Here is a 21,674-nt window from a genome sequence, read left to right as displayed (position 1 = left end):
GGCATCGGCATTTCCACCGTGGTGTCGCCGCTCTACATCTCGGAAATCGCGCCGCCGGCTTACCGCGGCCGGCTGGCGGGCATGTTCCAGTTCAACATTGTCTTCGGCATCGTGATCGCGTTCGTGTCCAATGCCGTGCTCGACAAAATCGGCGGCGCCGCGGCCTGGCGCTGGATGCTCGGCGTGGCGGCGTTTCCGTCGCTAATTTACGCCGTCATGTGTCTGGGGTTGCCCGAAAGTCCGCGCTGGCTGATTGGCCGCAAGGGCGATCGCGTCGCGGGCCTCGCCGTGCTGAAGCTGATTGCGCCCGAGCAATCCGAGGCCGAACGGACGGCGCAGGCGGAGGCCATTCTCACCGCCAGCCGCCGCGAAAAAAGCGCCGGTGGCCAGTTCTGGAGCCGGCGGTTGCGCCGCCCGATTTTGCTGGCCTTCCTCGTCGCCTTTTTCAACCAGCTTTCCGGCATCAACGCGATTCTCTACTTCGCGCCCCGCATCTTCGAACTGACCGGCCTGGGCGAAAAGGCCGCACTGCTCCAGTCCGTGGGCATCGGCGTCACCAACCTGCTGTTCACCTTTGTGGGGCTGTGGCTGATTGACCGGCTGGGCCGCCGCACGCTGCTGTTCATTGGTTCCTTTGGCTACATCCTGTCGCTGGGCCTGACGGCGTGGGCCTTTTTCACGCAGCATTACAGCATCGTGCCCGCGTGCATTTTTGCCTTCATCGCGGCGCATGCGGTCGGGCAGGGCACGGTGATCTGGGTCTTCATTTCTGAAATCTTCCCCAACCGCCACCGCGCCGAGGGGCAGGCGCTGGGCAGTTTCACGCATTGGACGTTTGCCGCGCTGCTCACCACGTTTTTCCCGAAGGTGGTGGAGTCCGTCGCGCCCGGCGGCGTGTTCGTCTTCTTCTGCGGCATGATGGTGCTGCAGTTGTTGTGGGTGCAGTTCATGGTGCCGGAAACCAAGGGCGTGCCGCTGGAGGAGATGCAACGCCGGCTCGGCCTGGAGTTGGCAGCGGATGCGCCGCCCGCCGCCGCCGCCCGCGTGCCCTGAACGGATTTTATGAGCTTCAAGGTCATCGGTCTCGGTGAGGTGCTGTGGGATGTGCTGCCGTCGGGACTTCAGTTGGGCGGGGCGCCGGCGAACTTTGCCTGTCACGCCCGCCAGCTCGGCGCGGACGTGCAGGTCATCACGCGCGTTGGCCGGGATGCGCCGGGCCGGCGCGTGCTGGAGCGGTTCCGCGAGATGGAGATCGAGACCGCGACCGTGCAGGTGGATGATCAGTTGCCAACGGGCACTGCCGGCGTGGCCCTCGATGCGGATGGCACGCCGCGATTCACCATTCACGACAACGTCGCGTGGGATGCGCTGGCGTTCACCGAAGAGGCGCTTGCCGCGGCGCGCGGCGCGGACGCCCTGTGTTTCGGAACGCTCGCACAGCGCACCCGGGCGGCCGCGGCGGTAATTCAACGGTTGGTGACGGCGGCCCCGGCGGCCGCGTGGCGCGTGTTTGACATCAATCTGCGCCAGGACGCGTGCGAGCGCGGAACCATTGAGCGCTCGCTGGAGGCCGCCAATGTTTTGAAATTGAATGACCACGAACTGGCGGTCCTGTCGCCGCGGTTCGACTTGACCGGAGACTCACGACAACGAATCGAACAGCTCGCGGCCCGTTTTGATTTGCAGCTGGTCGCGCTCACCCGGGCCGAACGGGGCAGTTTGCTGTATCGCCCCGGCCAATGGTCGGAGCTGCCGGGTCGCCGGTTCGCGGTGGTCGACACGGTTGGCGCCGGAGACGCCTTCGCGGCCGCGCTGGTGATGGGGCTTTTGCATCAACTGCCGCTGGCGGACATCCACCGGCATGCCGCTGATGTGGCATGCCATGTCTGTGCGTGCCCCGGAGCCACGCCCCTGCTCCCGCCGTCCTTGCGGTCCGCGTTCGGGGCACACGCCAAAACAACGGGTTGACGCCTACGGAATTGGTGAACGGCGCGCCGTGTCGGCCGGGTTTGGGGCTGGACGGATGGGAACGGGCGCTGAAGGGCAGAGCTTCTGTGCTGGCGCAAGTCGGCAGCAATGCCACCGAGATTTGCAGGGTCCTATTTGGTGTCGCAGTGTGGACTTTGCTCGTGTTAGCTGTCTTGAGCATCTTAAATCTGATTTGGTTGAGGAAATTGCGACGCGTGAGTGATGAGCAGCCAACGGCAAAACCGCGCTGACATCTTGAAGGTTAGACACCCATGGAACGCCTGATAAATCCCGATCCGGACGAGTGCCCCAAGATCAGGAGCGCATTCCGGGTGGCCCGATTTGTTGGCGGTTGGTCCGGTTGGTTTCTGATGCGAGCGTTGGTGCTGGTGGCGGTTTTCGTTGGTGTCACCACGCGCTGGCATTTCGGGCTGGCTTGCTTTCTGGCGGGCTTCAGCGGATTGCTGCTGGTGCGGAGATTTTCACAGTGTCCCCGGTGCGGCTTGTCGTGGTCCGCGCCGGAGCTGGAATCCTTTGTGTGCAGTCGTTGCCGCTTGAACATCGGCCTCGGGCTGCGAGAGTGAGTTACGCTTCGAAAACAAAAGGCGCTTGCGCAAATTTCACCGGCCTGAATTGGCGACACTTCGCGCCATTCACGTCAACTCCGTCTCGTATTCGTGGCGGAATCGACTGTTACGGTGCCGTTCCGGTCAGGTGGCTGCGAAAGGAGACGGGTTGGATTTCGTGACGGGCGGTGGGCTTGCGTCAACGAAAAGCGGCACCGGATTTCGGGGAGTCAGGGGGAAGGATGGGGTGGCCGACGGGACTCGAACCCGCAACAACCAGAACCACAATCTGGGGCTCTACCATTGAACTACGGCCACCATCCGACGCGCATACTAGGTTTCCCGAGGTGGAGCGTCAAGCTGCGGCGCGCCCCACCGCAATCTCCCATGCTTTCCCTTTACCTGCCTCCTGATTCTCTTAAAGTGGCCTCATGGTTTCACTGAGCGCCTGCAAGCTGTTCGACGGCCTGACGGCCACCGAGCTGAACACGTTGCGGGGGCTGTGCCGCGTGGAATCCTTTCCGGCCGGGCACGAAATCTTCCATGAAGGTGATCCGGGGGATGCGGTCTATGTCATCCGCGCCGGCACGGTGGAAATTTCCGCCGAAGTCAGCGCCGAAAAACGGCAGATCATCACCAAGCTGGGGCCGGGCGACTTTTTTGGCGAAATGGCGGTGATCGAATTCAAGCCGCGTTCCGCGTCCGCCGTTGCGGCCGAGCCGGTGGTGCTGTATCGCATCCCGGCGGGCGAAATGCTCACGTTCGTGCACCACACGCCCGACATCGCGGTCAACCTGATGCGCGAGATCAGCCATCGCTTGCGCGAGTTCAATGCGCGCCACGTCCATGAAATCTCCCAGGCCGAACGCCTGACGCTGCTGGGCCGCTTTGCCCGTTCGATTGTGCACGACCTGAAGAACCCGCTGAACATCATCGGCCTTACCGCGGAGACGCTTGCCAATGACAATCTGGCTTCTGAGGCCCGCGCCCAGGCCGTGGCGCGGGTGCGCCGCCAGCTCGACCGCATCAGCGAAATGGTCGGCGAGATTCTTGAATTCACGCAGGGCTCCGGCAGCGCGGTGATTCTGGGGCAGACGGATTTTGCCGCGTTCGCGCAGGACGTGGTTGGGGAGCTGCGTGTCGAACTCGAACAAAGCGGCATCGCCATTCATTTTGACAGCGAACCGCCCGCCGTGCCAATGGCGCTCAACCCGCCACGGTTGCGGCGTGTGTTTCACAACCTGCTCCACAACGCCGCGCAGGCCATGCCCAGCGGCGGCATCATCATGCTGCGCTTTTATTTGAAGGAAACGCGCATTATTGCCGAAGTGGAGGACACCGGTCCGGGCATCGCCCCGGAGATTGCCACGAAGCTTTTCGAGCCGTTCGCCACGTTCGGCAAAAAATCCGGCACCGGCCTCGGCCTCTCCATCTGCAAGCGCATCATCGAAGATCACCACGGGCGTATCTGGACCGAGCACCGGCCCGGGCGCGGCGCCATTTTCATCTTCTCGCTGCCGCGCCCCGGCTGAACCGACCCGTCCCCGCCGTCCGCGCGCCGCCATGAACCGCATCCATCTCCTTCCCGACCACGTCGCCAACCAGATCGCCGCCGGCGAAGTGGTGGAACGTCCCGCCAGCGTGGTCAAGGAACTCGTCGAGAACGCGCTCGATGCGCAGGCCGTGCGCATCACGGTGGAAATCCAGGCGGGCGGCCGCAGCCTCATCCGCATCACCGACGACGGCGTGGGCATGAGCCGCGATGACGCGCTGCTGTCGCTCGAACGCCACGCGACGAGCAAGATTCGCAGCGCCGATGATTTGTCCGCCATTGCCACGATGGGTTTTCGCGGTGAAGCACTGCCCAGCATTGCCAGCGTCAGCCGCTTCACACTGACCACCCGCGAACGCGACAATGCCTCACCCGAGGGCACGCAGATTGTCGTCAACGGCGGGAAGATCACCGAGGTCAAAGCTGCTGGCTGTGCGCCCGGCACCACCATCGAGGTGCGGCAGTTGTTCTTCAACGTGCCCGCGCGCCGCAAGTTTTTGCGCACCGAGGAAACGGAATCGGCGCACATTCAACATTATGTGACGCTCGCGGCGCTGGCCCATCCGGCCATTGCCTTCACGTTCATCAAGGACACGCGCGTGGTGTGGCAGCTCCCTGCCGTCAAATCCGGCAGCGATGCGGCGGCCCGGTTGGACGCGCTCCGTGAACGGCTGCGCGCCGTGCTCGGCGGCGAGGAGCGGCTGCTGGCGGTGGACGCCACGGGCGAATTGAACTGGAGCGAGGGCGCGCCGGACGAAGCCGGCCCGGAAACAGCGGGGCAAACCCGAAAATCGCCAATGCGCGTCTGGGGTTTCATCGGCGCACCCGGCGTTTCGCGCTCCACCCGCGAAGACCAGCATGTGTTCGTCAACCGCCGGCCCGTCGAGAACCGCGAGCTGAATTACGCGCTGATGGAAGGGTATCACACCGCGCTGATGAAAGGCCGCTTCCCGTTGTGCTGCCTGTTCGTGGAAATTGACCCCGCGCTGGTGGACGTGAACATCCATCCGGCGAAGCGCGAAGTGAAGTTTCATCGCGAGTTCGAAGTGCGCCGCGTGGTGATGAACGCGGTGCGGCAGACGCTGCTGAATTTTCACACCGCAACGGTGCCGGCTGGCGGGGCCGTTTCTGGACCGGCCAAATCCGCGGCCCTTTCAGCGTCTCCGCCGGTGCCGGCCGCAATTGAGCCGTCGCTGCCCAAGTTTGAATTGTCCCCGGCGCCCGCGCCCGCGCCCGTGCCGCAACATCGCGAGCAGCCTGCGCTGCCCATGGGCTTCGCGCCGCCGGCCCGGCCGGTTCCCGCGCCCGTCCAGATGCCCGCGGCTACGCCGGTTGCGCCTGTGGCTGCGCCGTTGGGGACCGGAGCGGTGCCGTTGCTGCAAGTGCCGTTGCGGATGGTGGGCGTCATCGGGCGGCTTTACGTGGTGCTGGAATCGGACCGCGGCCTGGTGCTGCTCGACCAGCACGCGGCGCACGAGCGGATTTTGTATGAACAGATGCTGACGCGCGTGGAGCAGGGCGGCCAGGCGCCTTTGCAACGCCTGTTGCTGCCCGAGACGCTGGAACTCTCCGTCCGCGACGCGACGTTCCTGCGGCAGCAAATGGAAACGTTGACGCGGCTGGGCGTAAGCTTGAGCGAGTTTGGCGAGCGCACGTTTCTGCTCGATGCACTGCCGCCGTTTGTGAAGGTGAGCGACGCGCGGCGTTTTGCGCTGGAGCTGGTGGACGAGTTGAAGGCGGCGGGCGAAGACGTGAACTCCGCGCGGCTGGGCGAACAGGTCGTGGCCAAAACGGTCTGCCGTCACGCGGTGAAGGCCAACGATCCGCTGGCGGGTCGTGAACTGGAAAACCTGGTGGAAGATTTGCGCCGGTGTGCGATGCCCTACACCTGTCCGCACGGCCGGCCCACGCTGATCGAAATGAGCTGGCGCGAACTGGAGAAGAAATTCGGGCGGACGCAGTGAATGAAAAAGCAAAACGCCGCCGGCGGCCCGGCGGCGTTTGTATTTTGAGAATCAATCACGCGGCGCTCAGGCCTGCGCCGGGCTCAGCGAGCCCGCTGGCACTTCCTCGATTTGCGCGTGCTGTTGCAGGAATTCCGCCACCTTTTCATTGGCGATCTGGTCGTAGATTTCAATCACGCCATTGCGCTTCTGCAGGTCCTGCAAAAACTTCTTCGGCTCGACCTGATAGACGCCGGCCAGGGTGTGGATGCGCCGGAGCACTTCCTCTTGCGACACCTTGATGTCCTCCTTTTCCGCGATCTTGCGGAACAGGAAGGCGCTCTTCACACGTTCCTTGGCGCCCTGCGCGGCGGCGGCGTAAATCTGGTCCTTCTCCTTCTCGATCAGTTCGCGGCCGACGCCGCGTTTCTGGTTCTCACGGACGATGTCATAGACCACGTTCTTGGTTTCCTGCGCCACGGCACTTTCCGGCAGGTCAAAGTTCACCTTGTCCATCAACGCCCGGATGATCTGGTTGCGGATGCTGCGATCAAGCTTGTAGGTCAGCTCGTTTTCGAGGTCCTTGCGCACGCCTTCGCGCAGTTTTTCGAGGCTTTCGGCGCCGAAGGACTTGGCGAATTCATCGTTTAATTCAGGCAGCACCTTTTCCTTCACTTCGACGAGTTCGACGTCATAGACACCCTTTCTGCCCTGCAGTTGGGCGGTCACGAAGTCGGCGGGGAAATCCACGTTCACCGTGCGCTTGTCACCGGCCTTGGCGCCGAGGAGTTGTTCGGCAAAGCCGGGAATGAACGCCTGTCCGTCGGTGGAGATCCAGAACCCTTTCTGCTCGGTCAGGCCCTTGGCGGTGGGGGCGAGTTCCGTGATGGGTTTGCCGTCGCAGGCGCCGGTGTAATTCACCACGGCGATGTCGCCCGTGGCGAGCGCGCGGTCGGCGGTCTTGTAGTCCACGCGTTGTTCGCGCAGGACGTTCAGGGCCTTATCGACGTCCTCGTCGGTGACCTTCTGGGCCTCGCGTTTGGCCGGCAGGCCCTTGTATTCGGGCAGTTCGATGTCGGGTGCCGTTTCCACGGTGGCCTCGAACTTCAGGGGCTTGCCGCGGCCAAATTCGGAATCCTTGATGTCGGGGTAGCCGAGCACGTCGAGCTTCTGTTCGTCGAGCGCCTTGCGGTAGTTTTCCGAGATCAGCTTGCGCTTCACCTCCTCCGCGATGTCCACCTCGTATTTTTTGAGGACCATCGGAACGGGCGCCTTGCCGGGGCGAAACCCGGGCAGGGCGGCCTGCTTCTGAAACTCCTTGGTGACGGACGCGAACATGGCGTCCACGGCGGCAGCGTCCACTTCAAAGCGGAGCAGCTTGCGGCACGAGGCCTGATTTTCAACGGTGACGTTCACAGCGAACCTTTCAAATGCGTTGCGGCCCGCGGCGACGCGCCGTGCGCCCGACAACGAGCCGCGCAGAGTAGGAGATGCAGGGCGGTTGTGCAAGCGCGGCAAAAGGGTGCCCACGGACCTCCCGACCGGCCGGCTGGACTGCTTTGGGGGGACGGGCGGGCGGCATAACTGGCGATGCCAGAGTGACCAAGCCAGCGGAGCACTGCCTGATTTGGACGGTGGCAGGCTTCCTTGCCGTTGGGGCGTCGTTGCGGGTGCCGGCGGGGCCGACCAGAGCGCGGCAGGTGACCGGAGGTGGTTGTGCTTCGGGTCGCTGTTTTTTGCTCGCCATCACGGGGCGGCCGGCCACACTTCGACCCCTTCATGATCGAACAAATCGTCATCCTCGATTTTGGTTCGCAATACACGCAAGTCATCGCGCGGCGGATTCGCGAGTGCAACGTGTATTCCACCATTCTGCCCTTTGACACCCCGGTCAGGGAAATTGCCGCACTGGCGCCCAAGGGGTTGATCCTCTCGGGCGGTCCCTCGTCGGTGTATGCCCCCAACGCGCCGTTGCCCGACCCGGGCATTTTCAAGCTGAACCTGCCCGTGCTGGGGATCTGCTACGGGGTGCAACTGCTGGCGCATTTTCTCGGCGGCAAGGTGGAAAAAGGACCGAAGCGCGAATATGGCAAGGGCACTTTGACGGTGCTGGATCCGAATTGCGCCTTGTTCGAGGGCCTGCCCGCGGCCTTGCAGGTCTGGAATTCCCATGGTGACAAGCTGACGCGCCTGCCGAAGCATTTCACCGTCGTGGCCACCACGGAAAACTCCGATTACGCGGCCATTGAGCACAGCGGGAAGAAATTTTTTGGCATCCAGTTCCATCCGGAAGTGGTCCATACGCCGCGGGGCAGGGAAATCGTCGGCAATTTTGTCCACCGCATCTGCGGCTGCGGCAAGAATTGGACGATGCGGAACTACATCGAACAGGCCGTGGAGGAGATCCGGGCGCAGGTGGGCAATGAGCGGGTGATCCTGGGGTTGAGCGGCGGCGTCGATTCAAGCGTGGCGGCGGCGCTGTTGCACAAGGCGATTGGCGACCAGCTTACGTGCATTTTCGTGAACAACGGTCTGCTGCGCGCGCGGGAGGCGGACGTGGTGCGTGAAGTGTTCGGCCGCAATTTCAAGATCAAGCTGCAATACGAAGACGCTACGGCGCTGTTCCTGAAAAAGCTGAAGGGCGTGACCGCACCGGAACGGAAACGCAAAGTCATCGGCAAGACATTTATTGACGTCTTCCAGGCGGCCACGAAGCGCGCCGGCAAGGCGAAGTTTTTGGCGCAGGGCACGCTGTATCCGGATGTCATTGAATCGGTGCCCATCGCCGGCAATCCGGCGGCCATGATTAAGAGCCATCACAATGTCGGCGGCCTGCCCAAGGGCATGAAATTCAAGCTCGTCGAACCGTTACGCTGCCTGTTCAAGGATGAAGTGCGCGTGCTGGGCTTGGAACTCGGCCTGCCCAAGGAGATTGTCTGGCGTCAGCCGTTCCCCGGACCGGGGTTGGCCGTGCGGTGTTTGGGTGAAATCAGCCGCGACAAGCTGCGGATTCTGCGCGAGTCGGATGCCATCGTGGTTGAAGAAATGAAGACCAGCGGGCTTTATTACAAAATCTGGCAGAGCTTTGCTGTTTTGTTGCCCTGCCGGAGCGTGGGGGTCATGGGTGACGAGCGAACGTATGAATACACCATCGCGGTGCGGGCCGTTGAGTCGCAGGATGGCATGACGGCCGACTGGGTCAAGTTGCCTTACGACCTTTTGGAACGCCTGGCCACGCGCATCATCAACGAAGTCAAAGGGGTTAATCGGTGTGTGTTGGACATCACCAGCAAACCGCCGGGAACCATTGAATGGGAGTGAGTTGTGTTGGAACGGTGGCAGGTGTTGCCAGCCGGCGCCGGTGTCGCATATTCATGCCATTAATTTCCGGTTGTCATCGGGCCGGAGGGCGTTACATTTGAACCGCCAACCACGCTTTTGCTATGTATATGTCCGAGAACGCTAAGCGTCCAGACACGGGAGAAGATTTGCTGAAGCGATCTTCCCTGTATCGGGAGTTTCTGGCCGAGCGTGAGGAGATTCTTCGCCACAAGTGGTTGGAATCCGAAAAGGCGGGCCGGGACATCGGATTTGAGCAGGCTCTGACCGACTGGATCGTGAAGCACCGCGCAAAATGGCGCAAAGAACGCTCCGCCCAAGCGCCCGAAAACCGTTCAGTGAAGTCTTGACCTCGGCGCGGAACTGGGAGCCGCGTTGAGGACATTGTTGATTCAACAGCTGTATCCGCCCCGTCTGCCGGGCGGTTTGTCGTTTATATGCCGGAACCAGCCAAACTCCTTGACGGTCCAACGATTCAACGGACGCTGACGCGCGTGGCGCATGAAATTGCCGAGCGCAACGAAGTCAGCGGCGATGTCGTGCTGGTCGGCATTCAGGACACCGGGGTGCCGCTGGCCCGCCGGTTGGCGATCCTGTTGGAAGGCATTTGGGGACACCCGGTTCCCACGGGTGCGTTGGATATTTCCATGCACCGGGACGACTTGGATCAGCGCGCGGCTCCACAACTGCATCCCACGGAAATCCCGTGCGACATCAATGGGCGGACGGTGGTGCTGGTGGACGATGTGTTGTTCAGCGGCCGCACGATCCGGGCGGCAATGGATGCGCTGAACGACTTTGGCCGGCCCAGCCGGATTCAGCTCGCCGTGCTTGTGGACCGCGGCAATCGGGAATTGCCGATTCGGGCGGATTTTGTCGGCAAAAATGTCTCCACCAGCCCGGCGGACTGGGTGCGGGTGGAGCTCAAGGAACTGACCGGCACGGACCGGATTTCGCTGGAGCGGAAATGATTTTCTGGCAAGCGGCGGCGGTTATGGGCAGGATGCGCCGGAGTTAGCGACCTCTTGAGAATTCATGGCCTGGCAGCGCAAACACCTTTTGGACATCGCGTCCCTGTCGGAAGAGGAGATCACGACCATCCTGGACACGGCGCGCGCGTTCAAAGCCGTCGGCGAGCGGGCCATCAAGAAAGTGCCGGCCCTGCGCGGCAAAACGGTCGTCAATCTCTTCGTGGAGCCCTCCACCCGCACGCGGACCAGCTTTGAACTGTCCGAGCAACGGCTCTCCGCCGACATCATCAATTTCACCGCCGAGGCCTCGTCGCTGAAAAAAGGCGAGACCCTGAAGGACACGGCCAAGAACCTGGAGGCGCTGAACATTGATTTCATTGTGATTCGTCACAGCGCCAGTGGCGCGGCCGAGTTCCTGTCGCGGGTGCTGAACGCCCATGTCATCAACGCCGGCGACGGCGCGCATGAACATCCCACACAGGCGCTGCTCGACGTCTTCACCATTCGCGAAAAAAAGGGGTCGCTAGCCGGCCTGAACGTCACGATCCTGGGCGACATTCTTTACAGCCGCGTGGCCCGCTCGGACATCTGGGCGTTGCTCAAGCTCGGCGCCCGCGTGACGCTGTGCGGGCCGGCCACCTTGGTGCCGAAGACATTCGAGCAGATGGGCTGCCGCGTCACTTACGACATGGAGGACGCCATCCGCGAGGCGGACGTCATCAACCTGCTGCGCATCCAGCACGAGCGGCAGCGCAAAACCATGTTCCCCAGCATCAATGAATACACGCGCCTGTTTGGCTTGAACAAACAGCGGCTCAAGCTGACCAAGCCGGACGTGTTGATCATGCACCCCGGGCCCATCAACCGCGGCGTGGAAATTGACAGCGACATCGCGGATGGCGAGCGCTCGGTGATTCTCGAGCAGGTCACCAACGGACTGGCCGTGCGGATGGCCGTCCTCTTTCTCATCAACGGCGGCAAGGGGCCGCAGGAAATTTCCGCCAACTGACTTTCCCTCTCATGCCTGCCAAACAAAATTCCCTGAAACTGTTCCTGGCGGAACTGGCCAAATATCCCCGGCAGATGGGCACCGTCTGGCCGAGTTCGCCCGCGCTGGCGGAGGCCATGGCCAGCTGGCTGCCGGCTTCGCAAAACGAGTGCATCCTCGAACTGGGCCCGGGCACCGGCATCGTCACGGAGAAGCTGCTTGCCGCCGGGCTGCCGGAAGAGCGGTTGATTGCTGTGGAAAAGTCGCCGCGCCTGGCCGGTTTTCTGCAGGAAAAATTTCCCAGGGCCCGCATCGTTTGTGGTGATGCCCTGCAGTTGCACCAGATTCTGCCCGGCCAAAAATTCGGCGGCGTATTTTCCAGCCTGCCGCTCAAGGTGTTTTCCGACGACCAGGTGCGGCAGCTTTCCGAGCTGATTCACGCCGCGCTGCTGCCGGATGCGCCCTGGGTTCAATACAGCTACCAGCTCATCAACGGCCACGCGCCCACCCGAGCCTTTCACGCGGTGGATTCGCAGATCGTCTGGCAGAACCTGCCGCCAGCCAAGGTCAGCGTCTATCGGGCCCGTCCCCGGGCCTGAAGGTTCCGGGCGGCCGAGGGCGTCCGTCCGCCGCCCGGGCGCATCAATTTAGAATAATTCTAAATATTGACTTGCCCCAGTTCCCCGCTAGCTTGGTGGACCGGTGAAACCACTTGCGTCAACCGCCGCCCAACGTCAGCTCCGCCAGCAACTGGCGGCCACGGGCTTTCGTGCGACGCAGCAACGGCAGCGCGTTTACGACGTGCTGCTCAAGAAGCGGGATCACCCGACCGCGGAGGAGGTCTTCCTGCGCGCCAAGCAGGCGATGCCGGAGATTTCCATGGCGACTGTTTACAACTGCCTTGATGCGCTGGTGAAAACGGGCGTGGTGCGGCAGGTGAAAATGGAGCGCGGCGCGGCGCGCTTCTGCCCGAACATGCACGAGCACTGGCATTTTTATTGCGACCGGTGCGGCGGCGTGTTTGACGTGGACCTGCCCGCCAGTCCCTGCGCCGCCCTGCCGGCCCCAAAGGGTTTCACGGTTGACCATTACGAAATTGCGGCGCACGGTTCCTGTCCCGACTGCCGTCCGGCACCGAAGGCGAAGAAGGTGTAACCAAACCCAATCTGATTTTGCACTGATGAGCACAGCCACCGAAACCATTGAATCCCTCGTAAAGCAGGAATACAAATACGGCTTCGTCACGGACATTGAAACCGAGTCCGCGCCCGCCGGATTGAACGAGGACATCATCCGCCTGATTTCCCGGAAGAAAGGCGAGCCGGAATGGATGACCGACTGGCGGCTCAAGGCCTATCGCCACTGGCTGACGATGCAGGAGCCGAAGTGGCCGAAGGTCACGCATCCGCCGATTGATTTCCAGGCCATCAGCTATTACTCCGCACCGAAGCAAAAGGCCAATGCACCCAAGAGCCTGGACGAGGTGGACCCGAAGCTGTTGGAAACCTACGAAAAGCTCGGCATCCCGCTGCGGGAACGCGCGCGGCTGGCCGGCGTGGCTGTGGACGCCGTGTTTGACAGCGTTTCGGTGGGCACCACGTTCAAGGAGCAACTCGCCGAAAAGGGCATCATTTTTTGCTCGATGAGCGAGGCCATCAAGGAGCACCCGGAGCTGGTGAAGAAATACATCGGTTCGGTGGTGCCCTACACCGACAACTTCTATGCTGTGTTGAACTCGGCGGTCTTCAGCGATGGCTCGTTCTGCTACATCCCGAAGGGGGTGCGTTGCCCGATGGAGCTTTCGACGTATTTCCGCATCAACGCCTCCAACACCGGCCAGTTCGAGCGCACGTTGATTGTGGCCGACGAGGGCGCGCACGTCAGCTACCTCGAGGGCTGCACCGCGCCCATGCGCGATGAAAACCAGCTCCACGCCGCCGTCGTTGAACTGGTGGCGCTGGAAAATGCCGAGATCAAATACTCCACCGTGCAGAACTGGTATCCCGGGGATGAGCAGGGCAAGGGCGGCATTTACAATTTTGTGACCAAGCGCGGCCTCTGCAAGGGCCGCAATTCCAAGATTTGCTGGACGCAGGTGGAGACCGGCTCGGCCATCACCTGGAAATACCCCAGTTGCATTCTGCTGGGCGACAATTCCAAGGGCGAATTCTACTCCGTCGCGGTGGTGAACAACTACCAGCAGGCCGACACCGGCACGAAGATGATTCACATCGGCAAGAACACCAGCAGCACCATCGTGTCCAAGGGCATTTCGGCGGGCCGCGGGCAGAACAGCTATCGCGGCCTCGTGGAAATCCGCAAGAGCGCGGCCAACGCCCGCAACTTCTCGCAGTGCGATTCCATGTTGATCGGCGCGAAATGCGGCGCCCACACGTTCCCCTACATCGAGGTCAAGAACACCTCCGCCAGCGTCGAGCACGAGGCCACCACGTCCAAGATCGGCGAGGACCAGATCTTCTATTGCAACGCCCGCGGCATCGCGACGCAGGACGCCGTGAACATGATCGTGAACGGATTCTGCAAGGAAGTGTTCAAGTAACTCCAGATGGGATTCGCCTTTGAAGCGCAGAAGCTCCTCGGCGTGAGCCTCGAAGGCAGCGTGGGGTGATATTTTGGCCACGGATTGAACACGGATGAAACACAGACGTGGAAACCAAGCTGGAACATGCGGATGTCACCGAAAAAATCATCGGGGCGGCGTTTGCCGTTTATGGGGAGCTTGGTTACGGATTTCTTGAAAGTGTTTATCAGAAGGCGATGCAGGTGGAACTGCATCGGGCGGGTCTTAGATGTGAGATTGAGAGTTCGATCAAGGTAAAAAATCGAGACGCGATCGTCGGTGACTTTCGCGTCGACCTTTGGGTGAACGACGTTGTCCTCGTCGAGTTGAAGACGGCAAAGAATTACAATGCGGAAGACGAGCCGCAGTTGTTGAACGAATTAAAAGCAACCGGCGTCAAGGTTGGTCTGTTGATCAACTTTGGCCGCACGAAAGTAGAGTTTAAGCGAATGGTGTTTTGAAGCGCAGATGAAGCACTGATCAAGTTGAATCCGTGTTTCATCCGTGTTCAATCCGTGGCTGGAAGAGATTTCAAACATGAGCAAGCAACCGATTCTGGAAATCAAAAACCTCAGCGCCGGCGTTGAGGGCAAGCAAATCCTCAAAGGCATCAACCTGACCATCTATCCCGGTGAAGTGCACGCGGTGATGGGCCCCAACGGCTCCGGCAAGAGCACGCTCGCGAGCGTGCTGGCCGGGCGCGAAGGTTATGACATTACCGGCGGCGAAGTCTGCTTCAAGGGCCAGGACCTCCTCGACCTCGATCCTGAAGAACGCGCCCGCGAAGGCGTGTTTCTGGCCTTCCAATATCCGGTTGAAATCCCCGGCGTGAACAGCACCTACTTTTTGAAGGCCGCGCTGAATGAAATCCGCAAACACCACGGCCAGCCCGAACTGGACGCGATGGAGTTTCTGACCCTGGTCAAAGAAAAGATGAAGCTGCTCGAGCTGCGCGACGACCTGCTCAAGCGTTCCGTGAATGAAGGTTTTTCCGGTGGCGAAAAGAAGCGGAATGAAATTTTCCAGATGGCCGTGCTGGAACCCGTGCTGGCCATTTTGGACGAGACGGACTCCGGCCTCGACATCGACGCCCTGCGCATTGTGGCCGACGGCGTCAACAAGCTGCGGTCCAAGGAACGCTCGCAACTGCTCATCACGCATTACCAGCGGCTGCTCAATTACATCGTTCCGGACTTCGTCCATGTGCTGGCGGACGGCCGCATCATTCGCACCGGCGGCAAGGAGCTCGCGCTCGAACTGGAAGAGAAGGGCTACGACTGGCTGCTGAAGGAAGCCGCCATCACGGCCTAAGCAGACGGACAGACTTTGCGCAAACCGGCGTCAGGTGACGCCGGTTTTTGTTTTAGAGTTGCAGAAGAGAATGCAGAACAAACCCTGACACCGTGGTAAAAGGCTGGAATGCTTGGTTCACTTATTTGACGGGGATGCTTGGCTGGCTCAAAATAAAATCATACATACGAGATGACGAGCATCCAACCCACACATCATATCGCTTGCTTTCTTCATCAGTATCCACGCTGTAAATTGCCCGTAGTTTGACATGCTCTACTTTGTTCGTTGCCAGCCATGACAAATCCACCCACTCCGAAGGATCAAGTTCAACACGCCACACAACTGATTCTCCCGGGGGAAGCTCAACACAATCGGGAAAATTGGCGTAAAAGCTTGTAGGTTTCCTTTTAATTAAATGTCTCTTTCCGTCCTCCCCGAACGCTTCAAACTTTAGTGAGTAGTAACCCCAACTACACCACTCCTGCCATACCCGAACTGGTTTCTTGCTTACGTTGGTCAGCAGAACAAAAAAATTATTTCCGTGTCTGCTGTAAGGGCGGAAGGGCCGGAGCGAATCATGCGAGCCATACGGGATGGTAACAGAAATCGCTGGCTTCGAGTTGCCGTTTATGGTGGTAGTGCCACAGCCTACGAACAGCAGCAGTCCAAGCACTGTGACGAAACCGGCGAAGATGCTTTGACGCAGGAATGACCAACATGAGATGAACTGCACCCATTGAGGGCTATCATGCTTCACACCCGCGACACTATTCCGGTTGTTCAGCACTGTCGAGAGTGGTTTGGCCGGCCCCATCCGCCGCCCGGAGCGCCGACCTCCGGTCGGCTTAAACCGTGGGAGCCTCCGGCGTGGCTCGTTACGGGAAGAACGCGGAACCAAGTTTGGCCACCCAAAGCCGGTCGGAGACCGGTGCTCCGACCGCCGATATGCTCCCCGCCGCCCCGGCGGAAGGCTTGAGCCCGAGGGGGAGCACCGTTAGCTTCCCGGCGATGCGTCTGCTGGACCGCTATCTTCTGCGCGAATTGCTCCTGCCCCTGGTTTTTTGCCTGGGCGGCATTTTGACCTTCTGGGTCGCCTTCGATCTCTTCGCGCAACTGGCGGAATTTCAGAAGGCCAAGATGCACGGCCCGGACATTGCGGAATATTATCTCGCCAGCACGCCGGAAATTCTCGTCATCGTGCTGCCCGTCGCCTTGCTGCTCGCCCTGCTCTACGCGCTGACGCACCACGCCCGCCACAACGAAATCACCGCGATCCGCGCGGCGGGGGTCAGCCTGTGGCGGCTGGCCGCGCCTTACCTTGGCGTGGGTTTGACCTTCAGCCTGGTCCTGTTCGCGTTGAATGAGCTGGTTGTGCCGCGGACCACCGCGCTGGCGGACGACCTGCTGACGCGCCGCATTCGGCCGGCCGGGCAATCCGGCGAAGCCGAGCTGGTGCGCAACCTGGGTTTTTACAACGCCCGGGAACGTCACCGGTGGCAGATCGGCACCTACAACCTGAAGAGTGGTGAAATGACCCGGCTCAACGTGACCTGGCCGTTGCCGGACGGGACGTGGGCGGTGCTCTACGCCGAACAGGGCCGTTACACGAATGGCGGCTGGGCCTTCTCCAACGTCAGCGAATTGCGCCAGACTTCGCCGACGGACCCGACCCTGGTCCCGTTCTTGAAAACGAATTATCTCGCCGTGGCTGAATTAAAGGAGCCGCCCGAACAGATTCGGAGCGAAGTGAAGATCAGCAACGGCCTGAGCATCCGGCGGGCGAAGCGGGCCGACATTCCGCTGGTTGACCTGCTGGATTATCTGCGGCTGCATCCCACGCTGCTGCCGGCGGATCGCGCCTGGCTTTACACCAAGCTGCACGGCCGGATTGCCGCGCCCTGGACGTGCGCCGTCGTGGTGTTGATCGCCCTGCCGTTCGGCGCGGCCTCAGGCCGCCGAAACATTTTCGCGGGCGTAGCCAGCAGCATTTTCATCTGCTTCGCCTACTTTGTGCTGCAACAACTGGCGCTCGCGTTCGGCAGCGGCGGATTCCTGCCGCCCTGGCTGGCCGCGTGGCTGCCCAATCTGGTCTTTGGCGGGGCCGCGTTGTTCCTGATCAGCCGCGTTCGGTGAACCGCCATGAACTCCGAACTCGCCACCCTCAAGGCTCAATACGAACGCCTCACGCTGCTGTATCAGATCAGCCAGACCATCCACTCCACCCTCGAACCCGAGGCGGCGTTGCAACTGATCGTGAGCGAGGCGGTCAAGGCGATGCGGGCGTCGAGCGGCTCCGTATCGTTGATCAATCCGAATACCGGCCTGCTGGAAATCCAGGCGTCCATCGGCCTGCCCGCGCCGGCGCTCAAACTCAAGCTGCGGGTCGGCGAGGGCATCACGGGCTGGGTGGCGAAGTCGGGCCAGCCCGTGCGGACGGGGGATGTGGCCAGCGACCGCCGTTACGTGAGTCTGCTGCCGCAAATCCAGTCCGAGCTGGCCGTGCCGCTGGAGGTGAACGGCGAAGTGCGCGGCGTGCTGAATGTCGATTCCCACGCGGCGGAGGCCTTCAATGATCGTGATCAGGAACTGTTGCAGGAACTGGCGCGGCAGGCGGCGGAAGTCATCCGCAACACCTGGCTTTACGAACAGTTGCGGCAGAAGGCGCGCCTCTTTGAATCGCTCACCAACGTCAGCCGGACCATCAATTCGGCCATCAACCTGGACGACGCCCTGAATGCCATCACGCGTGACGCCTGCGAACTGATGCGGGCCAAGATGTGCTCGTTGATGCTGCTCGATGAGAGCCGCGCCTGGCTCGATTTGCGGGCCAGCTACGGCGCGGGCGAGGCCTACATCACCAAGTCGCGGTTGACGGTGGAGGAAAGTTTTGTCGGCGTGGTGGTCCGTCGCCGTAAACCCCTGCAGCTCGAGAATGTCCAGGCCGCCGGCCAGTATCAAAACGTGGACATTGCCCGGCGCGAGGGGCTGGTTTCGCTGTTGAGCGTGCCGCTGCTGTTCTCCGGCCGCGCCATTGGCGCACTCAACGTTTACACCGGATCCCCTTACAATTTTTCCAACGAGGAAGTGCGGATCCTGTCCATTTTTGCCGAACTTTCCGCCATCGCCATCGAAAAGGCCCGCCTTTACGAACGCGTTGTGGATGTGGAGGAGCACCTGCGGCAGAACGAAAAGCTGTCCGCCCTCGGCCTGCTGGCGGCGGAGGTCGCCCATGAAATCCGCAATCCGCTGACCGTGATGAAGATGCTCTATCACTCGCTGGATTTGAAATTTCCCGAGGCGGACCCGCGCGCGACGGATGCCCGCATCATCAGCGAGAAAATTGACCTGCTGAACCGCATCGTGGAACAGGTGCTCGCGCTGTCGCGCACGACGGAGCCGCAGCTTGCCCCGGTGGATTTGAACCGTTTGCTCGAGGAACTGCACCTGCTGATGCGGCACAAGCTGAAGAACCAGGGCGTCGAATGCGTGCGCGAATTGCAGCCCGACTTGCCACTGGTTTCCGCCGACGCGACGCAACTGGAGCAGGTCTTTCTGAACCTCTCGCTCAACGCGCTCGAAGCCATGCCCAACGGCGGGCAGCTGACCATTTCAACGAGCGAGGCGCCCGCGGATCAAGACGGCGGCAGCGGACGCTGGGTGCAGATTCAATTTCGCGATACCGGCCACGGCATGACGGCCGAGGAGCGGCGCGGCGCCTTCAAATCCCTGCTGAAAACCACCAAGCGCAAGGGAACCGGTCTTGGCCTCGCCATTGTCGGGCGCATCATTGAAACGCACCGCGGCCAGATCAGCATTCTCTCCGTGCCCGGGGCGGGAACGACCATCGTGGTTAAATTGCCCGTCGATTGAACGAGGCTGGCGTTGGCGGCGCGGCGTGCTGCTCAACAGTCCCCGGAGTTCGCGTCGCCGACACTCTGCTCCACCGTCCACGCGTTGCGGCCGTCGGCATGACAATGGCAGTGCGCGGCAAAGAAGCCGCCGCGATGCCGCCAGAACAGCGGCCAGATGCTCTCCGCGTCCGTCTGCGGCAGACGCAAACCGGCCAGTGCGGCGCGCGGGAAAAAACCAAATCGCCCCTCCTTCATGGGCGGCGGCAGCACCTGGAGCCGCCGCTTCACCTCGAACAGGAACATCAACCAGTGTGCGTTGCCCTGGTAACCGTGCTCGCTGATGAGCCCGGTGAGATGCAGATCCGACGGGGCCAGTGACAACCCCATTTCCTCGTGCGCTTCCCGGCAGGCACAGGCGTAAGGGGATTCGCCGTCGTCCGTGTGCAGCTTGCCGCCGGGCGGACTCCACAAGCCGTGATTCGGCTCCTGCGCGCGTTCGAGCAGCAGGATTTCATCGCGGTCATTGAAGCAGTAAAGCAGCGTTGAAATCTTGTAGGGCAGCGCCATGTGCGCAGTGAAGCAGGCGGGTTGACGACGGGCACGAAAAATCCTTTGCCACTCTGGCCGCGTTACCTAAGCTGCGCGTCCCTGATTAGGATTTGGGAATCAGCAAAGCCAGACCGGCCCCCATCTGATCCGGCTTTCCTGAATTCCAAATTGAGATTCAGACAGCTCAAAATCGCATGAAGACATTCAATATCGCAGCGCTCGCCGGCGACGGCATCGGACCGGAAGTCATGCGCGAGGCCATCAAGGTGCTCCGCGCCACGGAAAAGAAATTCGGTTTCACGCTGAACCTCACCGAGGCGCCCGTCGGCTGGGCGGGCATTGATGCCGCCGGCAAGGCGCTGCCTGACGCCACGCTCGCGCTGTGCAAGCAGTCGGACTCGATCCTCTTTGGCTCGGTCGGCCTGCCGGACCGCGACCCGACAATTCCCAAGGAAGAGCGCCCCGAGCGCGCGGCGCTATTGCGCATCCGCAAGGAATTCGGCCTGTTCGCGAACCTGCGGCCGGTGCAATTGCCCAAGGCGCTGGCCCACGCGTGCCCGCTGCGTCCCGAGCGGCAGGGCGACGGCATTGACATCCTCGTGGTGCGCGAGCTGACGGGCGGCATGTATTTCGGCCAGCCGAAGAAGACCGAAGCGATTGACGGCGGACACCGCGCCATCGACACGATGGTTTACACGACGCCCGAGATCGAACGCATCGCGCATGTGGCATTTCGTGCGGCGCGGTTGCGGCGCAAGAAAGTGACGAGCATCGACAAGGCGAACGTGCTGGAAAACGGCGTGCTCTGGCGCGACGTGGTGACGCGCATCGGCAAGGAATATCCGGACGTGGCGCTGGAACACATGTTCGTGGACAACGGCGCGATGCAGCTCATGCTGCGCCCGACGCAGTTCGACGTGATGCTCTGCGAAAACATGTTTGGCGACATTCTCAGCGATGAGGCGGCGGCGCTGGCCGGTTCGCTCGGCATGCTTCCCAGCGCGAGCCTTGGCGCGACGAGCGGCGAAAAGACCTTTGGCTTCTACGAACCCGCCGGCGGCACTGCGCCGGACATCGCGGGCAAGAACCTGGCGAATCCCATTGCACAAATCCTGTCCACGGCGCTGATGCTGCGGCACAGCTTCGGGTTGAACGAAGCGGCGGCGGCCGTCGAAGCGGCGGTCGGCAAAGCCATCGCGGCGGGCAACCGCACGGGCGACATCTTCAGCGCCAGTGAAACCGGCGCGAAGAAGGTCGGCACCCGCGAGATGGGCGACGCAATTGCGGCGGCGATTTAGTCGCGGACCTGGTTGGAAGCGGGACAGGCGTCCCACCTATCCTGTGGGGCGTCTTTTACTGGACGGATCTTAATCTTCTCACGAGTTCGGTCGGCTAGGCCGGATGCCCGTTCAGTTCCGTCAGATTGACAATGCATTGTCATATTGCTCAACTCGACGCATGAGCGATGCGCAATCCGACAACAAAACTGCTGCTGACGATGATTCCATTCGTGACGAACTGGAGTTCTTGTTCGAGGAGGCAGTCGATCTGGCCAATTACCTGAAGCATCAGGCGCGGCACACGCATCGCGGCGAACCACTTTCGGCAAGCGGGCGGATTCTGCTGCAAAGCCTTCAGTTGAATGGTTCGCAAACCGTTCCCGTGCTGGCGCACATTCGCAGCACCTCCCGGCAGAACATCCAGGTGCTCGTGAATCGCCTGGCCGAAGCTGGTTACGTCGAGTTCGTAGCCAATCCGGGGCACAAGCGGTCAGACCTGGTCGGTTTGACGCCGGCGGGCCGCGAGTTGTTGAACGCGGCCAACCAGCGCGAGGCCGGCCTGGTGGCGACCTTGCTGCCGCACACCTCGGAAACGGAAGTAAAGGCGGCGGCGGAGACGTTGCGAAAGTTGCGCTTGTTGCTCGGCGGAGAACGCAAGCGGCGCAAGGCGAAGCGCGAACCCCAAGGTTACCGTCACGAAGTTGTGCCGACCGCAACCACCACGGCCACGAAGGCCGCGCCGGAGCCGGTGGAGGAACTGCCCGTCAGTCTGTTGTGAGCGGCCGTGGGATCG

General features: G+C 61.6%; 19 protein-coding genes, 1 tRNA gene and 1 pseudogene. 17 read left to right on the top strand and 4 right to left on the bottom strand.

What is annotated here, in order from left to right; genetic code table 11:
- Positions 1 to 1,053: sugar porter family MFS transporter (locus tag VFV96_18360; protein ID HEU5072368.1), on the top strand; the 1,053-nt coding region annotated here is incomplete at its 5' end.
- 9 nt (positions 1,054 to 1,062) lie between these two features.
- Positions 1,063 to 1,968, top strand: coding sequence for a carbohydrate kinase (locus VFV96_18355; protein ID HEU5072367.1), 906 nt, complete (start codon positions 1,063 to 1,065; stop codon positions 1,966 to 1,968).
- Positions 1,969 to 2,777: 809 nt separating this feature from the next.
- On the opposite strand, the gene VFV96_18350 is transcribed toward VFV96_18355, so the two are convergent.
- Positions 2,778 to 2,852, bottom strand: a tRNA-His gene (locus VFV96_18350).
- Between the two features lie 113 nt (positions 2,853 to 2,965).
- Here VFV96_18350 and VFV96_18345 point away from each other — a divergent pair.
- A complete protein-coding gene (locus VFV96_18345; GenBank protein ID HEU5072366.1) occupies positions 2,966 to 4,066 on the top strand; it encodes an ATP-binding protein in 1,101 nt (366 codons plus the stop codon).
- 31 nt (positions 4,067 to 4,097) lie between these two features.
- Complete coding sequence (mutL, locus tag VFV96_18340; GenBank protein HEU5072365.1) at positions 4,098 to 6,050, top strand: DNA mismatch repair endonuclease MutL; 1,953 nt, start codon at positions 4,098 to 4,100, stop codon at positions 6,048 to 6,050.
- Positions 6,051 to 6,116: 66 nt separating this feature from the next.
- Here the strand turns inward: mutL and tig are convergent, their stop codons facing one another.
- On the bottom strand, positions 6,117 to 7,445 hold the full coding sequence (tig, locus tag VFV96_18335; GenBank protein HEU5072364.1) for a trigger factor: 1,329 nt from the start codon (positions 7,443 to 7,445) through the stop codon (positions 6,117 to 6,119).
- Between the two features lie 363 nt (positions 7,446 to 7,808).
- On the opposite strand from tig, the gene guaA reads away from it, so the two are divergent.
- The 9 genes and pseudogenes from guaA to sufC all read left to right on the top strand — a co-directional run bounded on the left by guaA (position 7,809) and on the right by sufC (position 15,219).
- Positions 7,809 to 9,350, top strand: a complete 1,542-nt coding sequence (guaA, locus tag VFV96_18330) for a glutamine-hydrolyzing GMP synthase (protein HEU5072363.1) — start codon at positions 7,809 to 7,811, stop codon at positions 9,348 to 9,350.
- Positions 9,351 to 9,472: 122 nt separating this feature from the next.
- Positions 9,473 to 9,718, top strand: coding sequence for a DUF4032 domain-containing protein (locus VFV96_18325; GenBank protein ID HEU5072362.1), 246 nt, complete (start codon positions 9,473 to 9,475; stop codon positions 9,716 to 9,718).
- An 87-nt stretch (positions 9,719 to 9,805) separates the two neighbouring features.
- Positions 9,806 to 10,339: a bifunctional pyr operon transcriptional regulator/uracil phosphoribosyltransferase PyrR gene (gene pyrR / locus VFV96_18320; GenBank protein ID HEU5072361.1), complete on the top strand. Its 534-nt coding sequence runs from the start codon at positions 9,806 to 9,808 to the stop codon at positions 10,337 to 10,339.
- 64 nt (positions 10,340 to 10,403) lie between these two features.
- Positions 10,404 to 11,348 (top strand): aspartate carbamoyltransferase catalytic subunit, encoded by a 945-nt coding sequence (locus VFV96_18315; protein ID HEU5072360.1) that lies wholly within the window; start codon positions 10,404 to 10,406, stop codon positions 11,346 to 11,348.
- 11 nt (positions 11,349 to 11,359) lie between these two features.
- Positions 11,360 to 11,926 carry a methyltransferase domain-containing protein gene (locus VFV96_18310; GenBank protein ID HEU5072359.1) on the top strand — a complete coding sequence of 189 codons (567 nt, stop codon included), beginning with the start codon at positions 11,360 to 11,362 and terminating at the stop codon, positions 11,924 to 11,926.
- 103 nt (positions 11,927 to 12,029) lie between these two features.
- Positions 12,030 to 12,482 (top strand): transcriptional repressor, encoded by a 453-nt coding sequence (locus tag VFV96_18305; GenBank protein ID HEU5072358.1) that lies wholly within the window; start codon positions 12,030 to 12,032, stop codon positions 12,480 to 12,482.
- Positions 12,483 to 12,507: 25 nt separating this feature from the next.
- Positions 12,508 to 13,956 (top strand): annotated as a pseudogene (sufB, locus tag VFV96_18300) (Fe-S cluster assembly protein SufB).
- A 38-nt stretch (positions 13,957 to 13,994) separates the two neighbouring features.
- Complete coding sequence (locus tag VFV96_18295) at positions 13,995 to 14,369, top strand: GxxExxY protein (protein ID HEU5072357.1); 375 nt, start codon at positions 13,995 to 13,997, stop codon at positions 14,367 to 14,369.
- 76 nt (positions 14,370 to 14,445) lie between these two features.
- Entirely contained in the window at positions 14,446 to 15,219 is a 774-nt protein-coding gene (gene sufC, locus VFV96_18290) for a Fe-S cluster assembly ATPase SufC (GenBank protein HEU5072356.1), read from the top strand.
- Positions 15,220 to 15,340: 121 nt separating this feature from the next.
- Here the strand turns inward: sufC and VFV96_18285 are convergent, their stop codons facing one another.
- A complete protein-coding gene (locus VFV96_18285; GenBank protein HEU5072355.1) occupies positions 15,341 to 15,958 on the bottom strand; it encodes a hypothetical protein in 618 nt (205 codons plus the stop codon).
- Between the two features lie 251 nt (positions 15,959 to 16,209).
- Here VFV96_18285 and VFV96_18280 point away from each other — a divergent pair, with 251 nt between their 5' ends.
- Together VFV96_18280 and VFV96_18275 are read left to right on the top strand one after the other, a co-directional pair.
- Positions 16,210 to 17,334, top strand: coding sequence for an LptF/LptG family permease (locus VFV96_18280; protein ID HEU5072354.1), 1,125 nt, complete (start codon positions 16,210 to 16,212; stop codon positions 17,332 to 17,334).
- A 6-nt stretch (positions 17,335 to 17,340) separates the two neighbouring features.
- Positions 17,341 to 19,071: a GAF domain-containing protein gene (locus VFV96_18275; GenBank protein ID HEU5072353.1), complete on the top strand. Its 1,731-nt coding sequence runs from the start codon at positions 17,341 to 17,343 to the stop codon at positions 19,069 to 19,071.
- 32 nt (positions 19,072 to 19,103) lie between these two features.
- Here VFV96_18275 and VFV96_18270 read toward each other — a convergent pair whose 3' ends face one another.
- Complete coding sequence (locus VFV96_18270) at positions 19,104 to 19,619, bottom strand: NUDIX domain-containing protein (protein ID HEU5072352.1); 516 nt, start codon at positions 19,617 to 19,619, stop codon at positions 19,104 to 19,106.
- 176 nt (positions 19,620 to 19,795) lie between these two features.
- On the opposite strand from VFV96_18270, the gene leuB reads away from it, so the two are divergent.
- Together leuB and VFV96_18260 are read left to right on the top strand one after the other, a co-directional pair.
- On the top strand, positions 19,796 to 20,899 hold the full coding sequence (leuB, locus tag VFV96_18265; protein ID HEU5072351.1) for a 3-isopropylmalate dehydrogenase: 1,104 nt from the start codon (positions 19,796 to 19,798) through the stop codon (positions 20,897 to 20,899).
- 160 nt (positions 20,900 to 21,059) lie between these two features.
- Entirely contained in the window at positions 21,060 to 21,659 is a 600-nt protein-coding gene (locus tag VFV96_18260) for a MarR family winged helix-turn-helix transcriptional regulator (GenBank protein ID HEU5072350.1), read from the top strand.
- Positions 21,660 to 21,674: the final 15 nt, after the last annotated feature.

It is taken from the genome of Verrucomicrobiia bacterium, from assembly GCA_035765895.1.
Classification (GTDB): Bacteria; Verrucomicrobiota; Verrucomicrobiia; order Limisphaerales; family DSYF01; genus DSYF01.
The sequence above is the reverse complement of the archived record's forward strand: the minus strand, read 5'-3'. Positions and strand labels throughout refer to the sequence as shown.

Excerpts from the sequence above, each read along its gene's own strand:
- VFV96_18355 (HEU5072367.1), top strand. The coding sequence starts at position 1,063 with ATGAGCTTCAAGGTCATCGGTCTCGGTGAGGTGCTGTGGGATGTGCTG.
- VFV96_18345 (HEU5072366.1), top strand. The coding sequence starts at position 2,966 with ATGGTTTCACTGAGCGCCTGCAAGCTGTTCGACGGCCTGACGGCCACC.
- mutL (HEU5072365.1), top strand. The coding sequence starts at position 4,098 with ATGAACCGCATCCATCTCCTTCCCGACCACGTCGCCAACCAGATCGCC.
- guaA (HEU5072363.1), top strand. The coding sequence starts at position 7,809 with ATGATCGAACAAATCGTCATCCTCGATTTTGGTTCGCAATACACGCAA.
- VFV96_18325 (HEU5072362.1), top strand. The coding sequence starts at position 9,473 with ATGTATATGTCCGAGAACGCTAAGCGTCCAGACACGGGAGAAGATTTG.
- pyrR (HEU5072361.1), top strand. The coding sequence starts at position 9,806 with ATGCCGGAACCAGCCAAACTCCTTGACGGTCCAACGATTCAACGGACG.
- VFV96_18315 (HEU5072360.1), top strand. The coding sequence starts at position 10,404 with ATGGCCTGGCAGCGCAAACACCTTTTGGACATCGCGTCCCTGTCGGAA.
- VFV96_18310 (HEU5072359.1), top strand. The coding sequence starts at position 11,360 with ATGCCTGCCAAACAAAATTCCCTGAAACTGTTCCTGGCGGAACTGGCC.
- sufC (HEU5072356.1), top strand. The coding sequence starts at position 14,446 with ATGAGCAAGCAACCGATTCTGGAAATCAAAAACCTCAGCGCCGGCGTT.
- VFV96_18280 (HEU5072354.1), top strand. The coding sequence starts at position 16,210 with ATGCGTCTGCTGGACCGCTATCTTCTGCGCGAATTGCTCCTGCCCCTG.
- VFV96_18275 (HEU5072353.1), top strand. The coding sequence starts at position 17,341 with ATGAACTCCGAACTCGCCACCCTCAAGGCTCAATACGAACGCCTCACG.
- VFV96_18270 (HEU5072352.1), bottom strand. The coding sequence starts at position 19,619 with ATGGCGCTGCCCTACAAGATTTCAACGCTGCTTTACTGCTTCAATGAC.
- leuB (HEU5072351.1), top strand. The coding sequence starts at position 19,796 with ATGAAGACATTCAATATCGCAGCGCTCGCCGGCGACGGCATCGGACCG.
- VFV96_18260 (HEU5072350.1), top strand. The coding sequence starts at position 21,060 with ATGAGCGATGCGCAATCCGACAACAAAACTGCTGCTGACGATGATTCC.